Genomic DNA, 13,516 nt, shown 5'->3' on the forward strand with positions numbered 1-13,516 from the left:
GGACGGTTCTAACCGTCCTCACCACTCACGAGGGTGTCCGGTGGGAAACGCCTCAGGTCGTCTTCGGCGGCTGCTCGATGTCGAGCTCGGCCGAAAGCTGGCGCCAGGCCGTCTCGGCGGCCTTCTGCTCGGCTTCCTTCTTGGTCGTCCCCGAGCCGTAGCCGAGTTCGCGCCCGCCGACGAGGACGGTGGCGCTGAACTCCTTGCGGTGATCGGGTCCGGTGTCCTCGACCTTGTACTCGGGTACGCCGAGTCCGGCCGACGCCGTCAGCTCCTGGAGACTGGTCTTCCAGTCCAGACCGGCACCGCGCAGCGGCGCTTCGGCGAGCAGGTCGTCGAACAGGTGGTGCACGAGTTTGCGCGCGATGTCGATGCCGTGCTGCTGGTACGCGGCGCCGATGACGGCTTCGAGACCGTCGGCGAGGATGCTCGCCTTGTCCCGGCCGCCGGTGAGCTCTTCGCCCTTGCCCAGCAACAGGTGCTTGCCCAGCCCGCCTTCGCCGAGGCCGCGCGCGACCCGGGCCAGCGCGTGCATGTTGACCACGCTGGCACGGAGCTTCGCGAGCTGACCTTCGGCCAGATCGGGATGCGTGTTGTAGAGGTGGTCGGTGACGACCAGACCCAGCACCGCGTCCCCGAGGAACTCCAAACGCTCGTTCGGCGGCAACCCACCGTTCTCATAGGCATAAGAACGGTGGGTCAACGACAGCGTCAGCAGCCCGGGTTCGATGGTGATCCCGAGCGCTTCGAGCAGTGGTGCGGGGTCGGCGGGCGGTCCACCGGCCGTTTTGCCCCCCATGTCGTCAGCTGCCGATCAGGCGGGCTCGACGACCTGGCGACCGTTGTGCTGGCCGCAGGCCGGGCACGCGATGTGCTGGAGCTTCGGCTGCTTGCAGGCGCGGTTGGAGCAGGGCACCAGCTGAACCGGAGCCGCCTTCCACTGGCTGCGGCGCGCGCGGGTGTTGGATCGCGACATCTTCCGCTTCGGGACGGCCACGAGTAGATCTCCTTCAGACGGTCTGCCCGCGGTCGCGAGCGAACTTGCTTCTCCGGAACGAGCTGGTGCTCGTCAGGCTTGCTTTCCGGGGCCATCGGCCTGGTCATCGCCCGTTTCGGTGTCGAAACGATCGACCAGCGCGGCCCACCGAGGGTCTATCTTCTCATGCCCGTGTCCGGGCGGGAGATCGGCCCACTTGACACCGCATTCGGTGCACAGCCCCTGGCAGTCCTCGGTGCACAGCGGGGCCAGCGGGAGCGCGAGCACCACCGCGTCGCGGACCGTCGGCTCGAGGTCGATCCGGTCGTCCACCAGACGGGGGATCTCGTCCTCGTCGGTGGTCTCCTCGGTCGCGGAGCCCGGGTACGCGAACAGCTCGGTCAGGTCGACCTCGACGTCCTCGGTGATCGGGTCGAGGCACCGCGAGCAGTGCCCTGTCGCGACGGCGGACGCCGTACCGCTGACGTACACACCCTCGACGACGGACTCGAGCGTCAGGTCGAGTTCGAGGCTGGAGCCGGCGTCGATGGTGATGACGTCGGGCACCCCGAGCGCGGTCTCGACGGGCACGGTGCGTTGGACGGCCTTGCTCAGGCCGGCGTGACGGCCGAGTTCGCGGGTGTCGAGCACCCACGGGCTCCGGTCGTCCAGCTGCGCAGGCCTGGCCTGCGGCGACTTGTTCTCAGACATCGGTTACCAGGGTACGCAGCCCCCGCCACCTCTTTACGGGCACGGTCCGCTACACCCTCGCGAACGCCATGAACGGCCCGTTCCTTGCGAATTTTGCAAGGAACGGGCCGTTCATGGCGCGCGTATGAGGCCGGATCAGGCCTGGTAGTCGTAGAGCGAAGTGCGGCTGTTGCCCGGCAGGTTGACCGGCGACCGCAGGTGGTTGCGCCCGGAATCGACCGTCCGCAGCGTGGTCGCCAGCAGTTCGGAGAACTCGGCCAGTTTGCCGTCGACGTAGGCGTCGCAGTCACTGCGCTGCTTGTCGGCCTCGACGTGCGCCTCGTCGACGATGCGCGCCGCCTCGCCGTGCGCGGCCTGGACGACCTCGGTCTGCGCGACGAGCCGGGCCTGTTCGGCGCGGCCGTCCTCGATGGCGCGCTCGTAAGCGTCGCGGCCCGCCTGGATCATCCGCTCCGACTCGGCCCGCGAGCGGTCGGTGAGGTTCTGGAACTCGGCCTGTCCGGCGGCGACCATGCGCTCGGCCTCGCCGTGCGCGTCGCTCATCATCTGCTCGGCGCGGGCGCGGGCGTCGGCGAGGATGCGCTCGGCCTCGGCCTGCGCGTCGGCGACCGTGCGATCGGCCTCGGTGTTCGCCGTGGTGACCGTCTCCGCCGCTTCGGTGCGGGCGGTCTGGATCAGCTGATCACGTTTGTCGAGGACGTCCTGCGCGTCGTCCACTTCACCCGGAAGGGCGTCGCGGATGTCGTCGAGCAGTTCGAGCGCCTCCCCGCGCGGGACGACGCAACTGGAGGTCATCGGCACGCCGCGGGCTTCCTCCACGATGGTGACGAGCTCGTCGAGCGCCTCGAAAACCCGGTACACGGCCACTCCCTACCTACAGCGATCCCCACATTCCCTGAGCTCAGTTTGCCCGCATCGGCGCGGTAAGGGGTGAAAGCACGCGGTACCGGGCGTGTCCCGCCCGGTACCGCGCGCCATCGCCCGCTCCTTACCGGAGAGTGAGTTCCGGATCCGTGACCAGCTTGATCAACTGGTCGTCGGCCGGACGCGAACCCCCGTCGCCCGCGCCGGTGGACACGACGACCGATGTGCCGTCGGCCCGGTACGCGGTCGCGTCGCGACCCGGTTCGACGTCGCCGGGAGGCAGTGACGGGACGGTGCCGGTGACGACCACGGTGCTCCCGTCCGTTTGGGGCAGCTTCGCGCAGTCCACCGGTTCCCCGCCGGTCACCCCGCCGATGTCCGCGCCGAAGTCGCCGCGGGTCTTGCGGCCCGGCTCACAACTGTCTTCGAGCGAGAACCCCCGCTTGGCGGCCTCGGTCCCGAGAAGCGTGACGACCAGCGAACGGTCGGCACCGGAGGCGTCCTGGTAGCCGATCATGAAGATGAGGACGTCCCAGGTCCGCAACTGATGGACGGAGCGGATCCGGATGTCCTTCGCCCCGGTGAGCACGCCGGGCAGCGCGGTCGACAGATGCCCGGCGAGCTTCGCCTTCCGCGCCGTCAGGTCCACGTTCCCCGATACCGGGGGCGGCACGCTGCTCGGCGACGGCGCCGCCGGGGTGGGCAACACGGCCGGGCCGACCACCGGACCGGTTTCCGGCCTCACGAAGACCACCGCCGCCGCGATCATCGCCAGTGTCGCGACCCCCGTCGCGACGACGGCCCGCCGGTTCCGCGCCTTCTTCGCCGCCGTGCCGGCGACCTCGTCCGGGTCGAAGCCGAGCGGGGGCTCGGCCAGTGTGATCCCGCGCAGCTTGTTCTCGAGTTCGTCCATCACGCGTTCCTCCCGGAGACAGCCTCGTCGTGCTGTCTCTTCAGGGCCGCGCGGAGGACGTCGAGTCCCCGCGAGGCCTGGCTCCTGACCGTCCCTTCCGAACAGCGCAGCGCGACGGCGACCTCAGCGACCGGGAGGTCGGCGCAGTAGCGCAGTACGACGGCGGCGCGCTGTTTCGGTGGAACTTCGGCGAGGGCGCGAAGCAGCGAATCCGAGATGCCCGCATCGGCGGGGGCCGAAGGCTCTTCGGGGACGACGCCGTCGCGGTTTTCCTTGCTCCGCCATGGTCGTCGCCGCTCATCGAGCCAGCAGCGCATCAGGATCTGCCTCGTGTAGTTGTCGACGGGCCCTTTCCGGCGGACCTTCGGCCAGACCCGGTAGAGCTTGATGAGCGCGGTTTGGACCAGATCCTCCGCGAGATGCCAGTCGCCGCAGAGCAGGTACGCCGTCCGCCGGAGCGGTAGCGCCTTGTCCCTGGCGAACTCCCTGAAGCTCGCATCGTCCCCAGACCGCATCGTGCCTCCTCATCCGTGTTCCGGTGTATCTCACGGACGAGGAGGCACGGGATGTTGCATGGGCGACTCAGCCGTTCAGGTCGACCAGCTTGAAGGTCGAGTAGCGGTCCGGCGTGTAGACGATCTCGCCGCCCTTGCCGGAGATCACGCGGTCGCTCGTGCCCACCGGGAACAGCTGGTAGTAGCCGGCCGCGCACGACGGCAGCACCCCCTCACGGTTCTCGTAGACCGTGCCGGTCGCGCCGCCGCGGGCCTTGTCCACCACGGACTTCGCCGCGGAGGACAGCGCCGAGTAGCCGGTCTTCGCCAGCTTCGAGGTGTCACCGCAGGACGGCGCCGGCGTGCCCTTGACGTCGATCACGGAGAAGCTCTTGTAGTGGTCGCCGGTGTAGAAGTACTCCCCGCCGGTCCCGGTGACGATGCGGCGCGTGCCGCGGTTCGACGAGCCCGGGGTCGGGACGGTGTACTCGTGGTAGTAGCCCGAAGCGCACTTCGGGAGGATGTTCTCCCGGTTCGAGAAGACCGTTCCGTCGTTGTCCGGGTACGGGTACGGCCCGCCCTTCTGGATCAGGTTGTACGTCGTCGTCGCCTCGGCGGGCAGCGACGAGAGCGACGTGTGCTTGAACCCGGTGAGATCCCCACAAGGGTTCTGCTGGATGGAGACGGGCGTGGCGGCCTGCGCCGCGCCGACCACCCCACCGAAGAAGGTGACAAGCAGAACGAGCAGCGCGGCGGCGGCCCGCGATCGTTTGTTGGTCATTTTCGGACCGTAACCCGATCGTGTGTTCGCCAGAAGGCGTCGAGATGAACTCTCCACCGCCGCTCACCGCTGTCCGACCAACGGCTTCGGCCGTTCGGGTCAACCTCGTTCGGAGTACTTCTCCGAGAGGCGTTTGAACACTATCGGCGGCACCAGGTGCTCGATGTCGCCACCGAGCGCGGAGATCTCCTTGACCAGCGAGCTCGACACGAAACCGTAGGCCGGGTTGTTCGCCATCAGCAGTGTTTCGAGCCCGGTCAGCTCGCGGTTCATCTGCGCCATCTGGAGCTCGTAGTCGAAGTCGCTGACCGACCGCAGGCCCTTCGCGACCGCGATGATGTCGTTCTCACGGCAGTAGTCGACCAGGAGTCCCTGCCAGGAGTCGACGCGCACGTTCGGCAGCTTCGCGGTGATCTCGCGCAGGATGTCCATCCGCTCTTCGGTGGTGAACAGGCCCTTCTTGCTCTTGTTCACCCCCACCGCGACGACGACCTCGTCGAACAGCTTGGCCGCCCGCTCGATGATGTCGAGATGTCCATTGGTGGCCGGGTCGTAGGACCCGGGACAGACCGCACGCCGCATGGCGCGGACGCTACCAAGGCCGACGGCCTCCCGCGCGTTTCTCTGTGCGGCGTCACACCTGATATTCGGCCCAGTAGAGCGCGGTGTCGCCGTAGCGTTTCGTCCGCATCGGCGCGAAGCCCGGCGGCCAGTCCGGCTCGCCGTCCCGCGCGGCCCGCTCGATCACCACCAGCGCCCCGTCCACGACCCAGCGGCCTGCCGCGAGCGCGGCCATGACCTCCCCCAGGCGGGTGGAATCGACCGCGTACGGAGGGTCGGCGAGGACGATGTCGAACGTCTCCGGCGCCGGAGCGGCGACGACGGACTCGACGGCCCCGGCGCGGACCGTGCCGCCGAGACCGAGCGCGGCGACGTTCCCCTTGAGCACTTCGACCGCGCGCCGGTCCGACTCGACGAACAGCGCGCCCGAGGCGCCGCGGGACAGCGCCTCGAGCCCGAGCGCGCCCGAACCGGCGTAAAGGTCGAGGACCTGGCTTCCTTGCAGCTCGCCGGCGACCTCCAGCGCGTTGAACAGCGCTTCGCGTACGCGTTCCGATGTGGGCCGCGTGCCCTTCGGAGGGACCTTCAACCGCCTGCCGCCCGCGGTCCCCGCCACGATCCTGGTCATTGCAGCATCGTGCCTCAACGCCTTCCACCGTGACGTTGCCCGGGACTTGGTGAAGCCGCCGCCCAGCTCGCGTAGAGTCGTCCTTCGCCCTCGGAGGCGATAGAAGCGTTTAGGAGCGTTGCGTGTCCGAACCTCGGGTCAGACGGGCCGAGATCGCCATCGAGCAAGCCCATGTGGACACGGTCTACACCCGGCTCGCCGAACTGCGAGCCCAGGCAGAGGCCATGCGTACCAAGGGCTATGAGATCGGCCATGGCGCCGGGCGGGAAGCGATCTTCGAGCAGGCGTCGATGCTGTTCGAACGGGACATGATGGTGTACCACGCCAATCAGACCCTCCAGACCCTCGACGCGGAGTACGAGGGCCTGGTCTTCGGCAGGCTCGACCATCTCGACAACGACCACATCTACGTGGGCCGTCTCGGGATCCGCGACGCCGAGTTCGACAACCTCGTCACCGACTGGCGCGCGCCCGCGGCCGCGGCGTTCTACCAGGCGACCGCCGAGGAGCCGATGGACGTCGTCCGGCGCCGGGTGATCCGGTGCTCGGGGCAGAACGTGCTCGACGTCGACGACGACGTGCTGATCGCCGACGCGGTCCCGGAGACGATGCAGATCGTCGGCGAGGGCGCGCTGATGGCCGCGCTCGGGCGGTCGCGCGGCGAGAAGATGCGCGACATCGTCGCGACCATCCAGAAGGAACAGGACGAGGTCATCCGGGCGCCGTGGCGCGGTGTCACGGAGATCACCGGCGGCCCCGGCACCGGCAAGACAGCGGTCGCGCTGCACCGCGCGGCCTACCTGCTCTACCGTCACCGCCGCCAGCTCGGCGGCGCGGGCGTGCTGGTGATCGGCCCGTCCGGGGTGTTCACCAGCTACATCTCGCGGGTGCTGCCGTCGATGGGCGAGACGAACGTCGAACTGCGCGCGCTCGGCGAGGTCCTCGACGGCCTCGAAGCGACCCGGCAGGACCCGGCTCCGCTGGCGGCGATCAAGGGGTCGCTGCGGATGCGCAAGATCCTGCTGCGCGCTCTGCGGGACACGCCGGAAGACGCGCCCGAGGACATGAAGATCGTCTACCGCGGCGAGGTGCTGCGGCTGAACGCGCGCGAACTCGACAAGGTGCGCCGCAAGGTCCACACCGCGGGCGGGCCGCCGAACCGGTCGCGGATCCGCGCCGCGGAACTGCTGCTCGACGCGCTCGCCGCGAAGGCCGATCAGCACGCGAAGGACGACGGCCGTCAGATCGACAAGGCCGAACTGATCACCGAACTCGGCGAGCGCATCGAGTTCCACCGGTTCCTGGTGGTCTGGTGGCCGATCCTGTACCCGGCGCAGATCCTGCGGTGGATGGGCACCGAGAAGCGGCTCGCGTCGGCGGCGAAGGGCCTGCTCGACCGCACCGAGATCAGCATGCTGGCCGCCGACTTCGCCGACCGCTCTCGCGGCTGGACCATCGCGGACGTCGCGCTCCTCGACGAGCTGCGCGTCCTGATCGGGCAGCCGCCCAAGAGCCGCCGGGCCCGTCAGAGCATCGAGGTCAATCCGGAGCGCGGCGGCGCCCCGACCCGGCCCGAGCATTACGACGAGTACTCGCACGTGGTCATCGACGAGTCGCAGGACCTCTCGCCGATGCAGTGGCGGATGGTCGGGCGGCGCGGGAAGTACGCGAGCTGGACCGTGGTCGGCGACCCGGTGCAGAGTTCCTGGCCGGATCCGGCCGAGGCCGCGATGGCGCGTGACCAGGCCTTCGGGCTCAAGACGACGCGGCGCCGGTTCACCCTGCGCACCAACTACCGGAACTCGGCGGAGATCTTCGATCTGGCCGCGAAGGTCGTCGCCGGGCACGCCGAGGCCGACGAGCTCCCGCGCGCGGTGCGGCAGACCGGCATCACGCCGGAGGTCCGGCCGGTCGAGGCCTCCGGGTTGCAGGCGGCGACGCAGGCCGCGGTGAAGGAACTGATGGGGGCCGTCGAAGGCACCGTCGGCGTGATCACCGCCATGGACCGGGTGCCCGAGGTCGAGGGCTGGCTCGACGGGCTCGCGGACGAGCGGCTCAAGGTCGTCGGCAGCCTCGACTCGAAGGGCCTCGAGTACGACGCCGTCGTCCTGGTGGAGCCCAACGACCTCATCACGGAGTCGACCACCGGACGGCGGGTGCTGTACGTGGCGCTGACCCGCGCGACCCAGCAGCTGACCGTCCTGGCCTCCAACCCGGACTGGATCCCGGCCGCCTGATCCCCCGCGCGTTTCGTCCTCTGGATGCGGTAGTCGCCCCGCGTAAGTACCGCATCCAGAGGACGAAACGCGTCAAAAAGCTGAAGGGCTCCTTCAGGGCACTGGTGAATGTCCTGAAGGAGCCCTTCAGACCCCCGGTGAGTGAACGATGTGGGGACGCATCGCACGTCCAGGGGTATTTCTAGCGCCTATTCGTTGTTCGGTGTCACAGCGCTTTCACCGAACAACAACGCCGAACAACGAATCGGCGGTGGTCACGGGCACGGAGGCCGGTAATCGAGCCCCGGGAGGCGTTGCTCCCACTCCGCCGCTGTGATCCGCGGGTACACGGTCGCGCAGACGCGTTCGGCGGCGCGTTCCGCGTTCGTCTCCCACAACCGCACGCTGCCGTCCGCCACCGAAGCCGCGAGCGTGTGCCCGTCGGGGGCGAACGCCACCGCGTTGACCCTGTCGACATCCTCGGCCAGCGTCGCCGATTCACGGATCGCTCCGGGATCGGAGACGTCCCATAGTCGCACGGTCCGGTCGTAGCTGCCGGTCGCGAAGATCTTCCCGTCACCGCTGAACGCCACCGAGATGACGATGTCGGTGTGCCCGGGGACCGACGCGGTCTGCCGCGGGGCCGCCGGATCCGACACGTCCCACAGCCGCGCGGTGCGATCGGCGCCGCCGGTGGCGGCGAGTCTGCCGTCCGGGCTGAACGCGACGGAGAACACGGTGTCGGTGTGTCCCTTCAGCACCGAAAGCTGCTTCGGCGCCTTCACCATGGAGACGTCCCAAAGCCGCGCCGTGTGGTCCCAGCCCCCGGTCAGCAGGGTGCGGCCGTCCGGGCCGAACGCGATCGAATGGACGTCGTCCTCGTGCCCGGTCAGGGTCGCGAGTTCGACGGGTCTCCGCGTGTCCGCCACGTCCCAGAGCTTCACCGTGTGCCCGGCGCCCGCGGTCGCCAGGGTCCGGCCGTCCGGGCTGAACGCGACCGCGTCGATCTCCTCCGGAGGCCTGCTGAAGACACCGACGTCGACTGGCGCGCGCGGATCGCCGACGTCGATCAGCCGCATCGTGTGGTCCCAGGCGCCGGCCGCGAGCGTCCGGCCATCCGGGCTGAACGCGAGACCGCATACGCCGTTGCCGAAGCCCGTGATCCGGCCCAGCTCGCGCGGGTTCCGCGGATCGGCGACGTCGTTCAGGCGCACCACGCCGTCCTGGCTCCCGGTGGCCATCAGCTTCCCGTCGGCGCTGAACACCGCCCGGCAGGCCGACCTCGTGGGGCCGCTGATCGCGGGCCCCGGCAGCTCCCACAGCCGCACCGTCTGATCGTCGCTCGCGGTCACGAGCGTGCGGCCGTCGCGGGAGAACACCGCCCAGACCACCGCCGCGGTATGCCCGGTCAGCAGCGCTTTCTCGCGCGGCTTCTTCGGGTCGGTGACGTCCCACAGCCGTGCGTTGCGGTCGAAACCGGTCGTGGCCAGCGTCGTCCCGTCGGGACTGAACGCCACCGACCGCACGATGGTCCTGTGCGCCGTCATCGTCCCCAGCGGCGCGGGCGCCATCGGGTCGGCGAGGTCCCACAACCGCGCGCTCTGGTCGATGCTCGCGGTGGCGAGCGTCCGGCCGTCCGGGCTGAACGCCGCGGAGTGGACCCCGGCGGTGTGCCCGGCCGCCACCCCGAGCGGCCTGGCCTTCACCGGTTCGGCGACGTCCCACAGCCGCGCGGTCTTGTCCGCGCCCGCCGAGGCCAGCGTCCGGCCGTCGGGGGCGTAGGCGAGACCGTTGACGTTGCCGGTGTGCCCGGACAGCGTGGCCACGAGCACCGGTTTCGCGAGATCGCGGACGTCGAACAGGCGGATCGTGCCGTCGCCGTCCGCGGTGGCGAGCACCGGCGCCTTCGGGCTGAACGCGACCGCGTTGACCCGGCTCGGATGCTCCCCGACCGGCACCCCCGGCCCGGGGTTGGCCGGATCGGCGACGTTCCACAGCCGCGCGGTCTTGTCCCAGCCCGCCGTCGCGACCGTCCCGCCGTCGGCGCTGAACGCCACCGAGTTGACGTTTTCGGTGTGCCCGGACAGCGTGGCCAGCTCGCTCGGGCGATAGGGATCCTTGACGTCCCACAGCTTCGCCGTGTGGTCCCAGCTCCCGGTCACCATGACCTGGCCGTCGCCGCGCAGGGCGGCCGAATTGACCCGGTTGGCGTGCCCGGCGGCACGGGTCGAGTACGGCGAGGCGACCATCCCGAGCACGCTGCCGCGGGTTTCCACCCCCGGGTCGACGCGGTACGCCGCCAGCGCGAGCTGCGCGGCCAGCGCCGGGTTCGTCCCCCGCATCTCGAGAGCCTGCCCGGCGACCTTCTGCGCGAGCGCGCTGTTGCGCTGGCTGGTCGCGGTCTGCTCGGCACGGACGGCGTACACCATCGCGGCCGTGGCCAGGACCAGCAGCACGGCCAGGAGCGCGACCAGCTGACGCAGCCGCCGGGTGCGACGGCGCGCGATGGCCTGTTCCCGGTTCTCGATGGCCACGCTCGCTTCGAGGAAGCCGCGTTCACGCTGGGAAAGCGCGCTGTCGTGCTCGCCCGCCCACTCCATGGCGATGGACAGCCGCGCGCCGCGGTAGAGCCAGCCGTCGTCGCGGCCGACCGACTCCCACGCGTCGGTCGCCTCGGTGAGCTGCCGGTGCACGCGCAGGCCCTCACGGTCCTCGGCGAGCCATTCGCGCAGGCGAGGCCAGCCGCGGATCAGCGCCTCGTGCGCGATCTCGATGCCGTTGTCGTCGAGGGTGACCAGCCGCGAGGAGGCCAGCCTGTCCAGCACGACGGCGACGTCCGGATCGTCGGCGTCCACTTCGTCGCGGGTGATACGGCGTTTGGTGTCCTCGGTGCCTTCGCCGAGCGCGGTCATCCGCAGGAAGATCTGGTTCGCCAGTTGCTGCTGGTGTTCGCTCAGCGCGGTGAAGGTGTGCTCGGAGGTCTGCGCGACCGACCGCTCGATCCCACCGGTGGACTCGTAGCCGGTGAGGGTGAGGGTGTTGCCGTGGCGGCGGCGCCAGGTCTCCAGCAGCGCGTGCGAGAGCAGCGGCAGCACGCCGGGCTGCCCGGTCGCGTCGGCGACCAGCCGCGAGACCAGCGCGTTCTCGACGCGGTACCCGGCGTCGATCGCCGGTCGCGAGATGGCCTGCCGCAGCTCCTCGGTGCTCATCGGGCCGACGAGGATCTGCGCGTCCTGCATCGCCTCGACCAGCTCGGGATGCCGCGCGCAGTGCGTGTAGAAGTCGGTGCGGATGCCGAGGACGACCCTGGTCCGGCTGTCCGGCTCGGTCGTCGCGGTGACCAGCGCGGCCAGGAAGGCGGCGCGCTCGTCGGCGTCCTGGCAGAGCGTGAAGACCTCTTCGAACTGGTCGACGACCAGCACGACGTCGCCCTCGCGGTCCGCGACCAGCTGCCGGGCGGCGAGACCGAGGTTGCGCGGATGCTCGGTGAACTCGGTCAGCAGCCCGCCGGGCGCGAGCCCGAGCGCGGCGCCGAACTGGACGGCGCACTCCTGCAGCGGCCGCGATCCGGGCGTCATCAGCACCGTGACGGAGTGCTCGCCGACGACGGGCAGGAGGCCCGCCCGGAGCAACGACGACTTACCGGAACCGGACGCTCCCAGAACCGCCAGAAATCTTTGCCCCGAAAGCCGGGTAACGAGTTTCCCGACAAGTCGTTCGCGTCCGAAGAATCGGCCCGCGTCACCCGGTCCGAATGCGGTCAGGCCGATATAAGGGGCCGATTCCCCATTCAGTGGGGCAGCCCGTGAATCGCTGACTCCGGTGCGCGTCCGCTCGGTCACGTCGTGCCATCGGGCCTCCCACTCCGCCTCTGGCCCTTCACATGCCCGGACGTAGGCCAACGTGACCGCCAAGCTGGGCATCTTCTTCCCGCCGGCGGCTTCGGAGAGGGTGCCTGCCGAGTAATGGGCGCGCCTGCCCAGCTCGCGGTACGTCGGGTTTCCGGCTTTCTCCCTCAATCTCCGGAGATCGGCGGCGAACTCGAGCAACGGATCGTCCCCGGGATCCAAAGGTCGCTCCGGACGCGGCACCCTCAATCCTTTCTTTTCAGTGGTTTTCCCACGGTCGCATTAGGGGGCAACCGTACCGTGAAAACGGCGGGAGTCCGCCGGGCACCGGGTATATCGGGTCGGTTAATTTCGATCGGTTGACAGGTGCTCGATGTCACGGGAAGGGATCGGGGGCCGGACGCGTTGTACCGGAGCGTGACCTCCTTGCCTGACATCCCGCTGTCCGTGCTCGACCTCTCGCCCGTCGTGGCCGGGGGCGGTGTGGGCGACTCGCTGCGCAACACCCTCGACCTCGCCCGCCGGACCGAAGCGCTCGGCTATCACCGGTACTGGCTCGCCGAGCACCACAACATGCCCGGCATCGCGAGCTCCGCGACCGCCGTGATGATCGGCCAGGTCGCCGCCGCCACCGAACGCATCCGGGTCGGTTCCGGCGGGGTCATGCTGCCGAACCACGCGCCACTGGTGGTCGCCGAACAGTTCGGCACCCTGGAGGCGTTCCACCCCGGCCGGATCGACCTCGGCATCGGGCGCGCCCCGGGTACCGACCAGCGGACCGCGCTCGCGCTGCGCGGCCCCGGCGGGCTCACCGCGGAGAACTTCCCGCAGCAGTTCGCGGAGCTGCTGGCCTACTTCGAGCACTCCGACCAGCGCGCCGTCAACGCCGTGACCGCCGAGGGCAACAAGCCGCCGGTGTGGCTGCTCGGCTCGAGCGGCTTCAGCGCGCGGATGGCGGGCGAACTGGGCCTGCCGTTCTCCTTCGCACACCACTTCAGCGCCGAGAACACGCTTCCCGCCGTGGCGCTCTACCGCGACTCGTTCAAGCCGTCGGACGTCCTCGACGAGCCGTACGTGATGCTCGGCGTCTCCGTGGTGGCCGCCGAGACCGACGAGCGCGCCCAGTACCTGGCCGCGCCCAGCGGCCTGACGTTCCTCAGCCTGCGCAAGGGCCGCCCGATCCCGCTGCCGACGCCGGAAGAGGCCGCGGCGTACCCGTACACCGACATCGAGCGCGTGTTCATCGAGGACCGGGCTTCGAGCAGCGTCATCGGTTCACCCGAGACAGTCCACAAGGGACTCGAAACCCTGCTGGCCGACACGGACGCGAACGAGCTGATGATCACGACCATGGTGCACGACCAGGCGGACCGGGTCCGCTCCTATGAACTGGTGTCCGAACTGGCGCGCTGACCGGCCGCCGGACGGCCTCGACCATGCCGATGAAGCGTGAAAGGGCCCACCAGCGACCTCGCCACCCCCGTTCCGTGAAGGCCTCCTTGCCTACCTTGAGGGTAGGGAAGG

Annotated in this window: 12 protein-coding genes; 2 read left to right on the top strand and 10 right to left on the bottom strand. The window is 69.8% G+C overall.

Annotation, left to right across the window (positions count from 1 at the left end):
- Positions 1 to 52: 52 nt before the first annotated feature.
- From rnc to rsmD, 9 genes are all read right to left on the bottom strand, one after another.
- Positions 53 to 799, bottom strand: coding sequence for a ribonuclease III (rnc, locus tag ACFWMR_RS39200; protein ID WP_208635892.1), 747 nt, complete (start codon positions 797 to 799; stop codon positions 53 to 55).
- Positions 800 to 814: 15 nt separating this feature from the next.
- Positions 815 to 997, bottom strand: a complete 183-nt coding sequence (rpmF, locus tag ACFWMR_RS39205; RefSeq protein WP_005160412.1) for a 50S ribosomal protein L32 — start codon at positions 995 to 997, stop codon at positions 815 to 817.
- 72 nt (positions 998 to 1,069) lie between these two features.
- Positions 1,070 to 1,687: a YceD family protein gene (locus ACFWMR_RS39210; RefSeq protein ID WP_093932899.1), complete on the bottom strand. Its 618-nt coding sequence runs from the start codon at positions 1,685 to 1,687 to the stop codon at positions 1,070 to 1,072.
- Between the two features lie 135 nt (positions 1,688 to 1,822).
- Positions 1,823 to 2,548: a DivIVA domain-containing protein gene (locus tag ACFWMR_RS39215; RefSeq protein ID WP_093932931.1), complete on the bottom strand. Its 726-nt coding sequence runs from the start codon at positions 2,546 to 2,548 to the stop codon at positions 1,823 to 1,825.
- A 127-nt stretch (positions 2,549 to 2,675) separates the two neighbouring features.
- Entirely contained in the window at positions 2,676 to 3,464 is a 789-nt protein-coding gene (locus ACFWMR_RS39220; protein WP_378279179.1) for a hypothetical protein, read from the bottom strand.
- Positions 3,464 to 3,979 (bottom strand): RNA polymerase sigma factor, encoded by a 516-nt coding sequence (locus tag ACFWMR_RS39225; protein WP_378382058.1) that lies wholly within the window; start codon positions 3,977 to 3,979, stop codon positions 3,464 to 3,466. Before ACFWMR_RS39225 ends, ACFWMR_RS39220 begins: the two co-directional genes overlap by 1 nt.
- A gap of 67 nt (positions 3,980 to 4,046) precedes the next feature.
- The gene (locus ACFWMR_RS39230; RefSeq protein ID WP_378382059.1) at positions 4,047 to 4,739 is read right to left on the bottom strand and encodes a ribonuclease domain-containing protein; all 693 of its coding nucleotides are present in this window, start codon (positions 4,737 to 4,739) and stop codon (positions 4,047 to 4,049) included.
- A 99-nt stretch (positions 4,740 to 4,838) separates the two neighbouring features.
- A complete protein-coding gene (gene coaD / locus ACFWMR_RS39235) occupies positions 4,839 to 5,321 on the bottom strand; it encodes a pantetheine-phosphate adenylyltransferase (RefSeq protein ID WP_093932895.1) in 483 nt (160 codons plus the stop codon).
- Positions 5,322 to 5,373: 52 nt separating this feature from the next.
- Positions 5,374 to 5,928 carry a 16S rRNA (guanine(966)-N(2))-methyltransferase RsmD gene (gene rsmD / locus ACFWMR_RS39240; protein WP_093932894.1) on the bottom strand — a complete coding sequence of 185 codons (555 nt, stop codon included), beginning with the start codon at positions 5,926 to 5,928 and terminating at the stop codon, positions 5,374 to 5,376.
- Positions 5,929 to 6,050: 122 nt separating this feature from the next.
- Here rsmD and ACFWMR_RS39245 point away from each other — a divergent pair, with 122 nt between their 5' ends.
- A complete protein-coding gene (locus tag ACFWMR_RS39245) occupies positions 6,051 to 8,165 on the top strand; it encodes a HelD family protein (RefSeq protein ID WP_378382060.1) in 2,115 nt (704 codons plus the stop codon).
- Positions 8,166 to 8,419: 254 nt separating this feature from the next.
- On the opposite strand, the gene ACFWMR_RS39250 is transcribed toward ACFWMR_RS39245, so the two are convergent.
- Positions 8,420 to 12,235, bottom strand: coding sequence for an nSTAND1 domain-containing NTPase (locus tag ACFWMR_RS39250; protein WP_449224351.1), 3,816 nt, complete (start codon positions 12,233 to 12,235; stop codon positions 8,420 to 8,422).
- Positions 12,236 to 12,409: 174 nt separating this feature from the next.
- Between ACFWMR_RS39250 and ACFWMR_RS39255 the strand changes: the two genes are divergently transcribed.
- Positions 12,410 to 13,405 (top strand): LLM class flavin-dependent oxidoreductase, encoded by a 996-nt coding sequence (locus ACFWMR_RS39255; protein ID WP_208635891.1) that lies wholly within the window; start codon positions 12,410 to 12,412, stop codon positions 13,403 to 13,405.
- Positions 13,406 to 13,516: the final 111 nt, after the last annotated feature.

It is taken from the genome of Amycolatopsis thailandensis (assembly GCF_042723255.1).
GTDB classification, from domain to species: domain Bacteria; phylum Actinomycetota; class Actinomycetes; order Mycobacteriales; family Pseudonocardiaceae; genus Amycolatopsis; species Amycolatopsis thailandensis.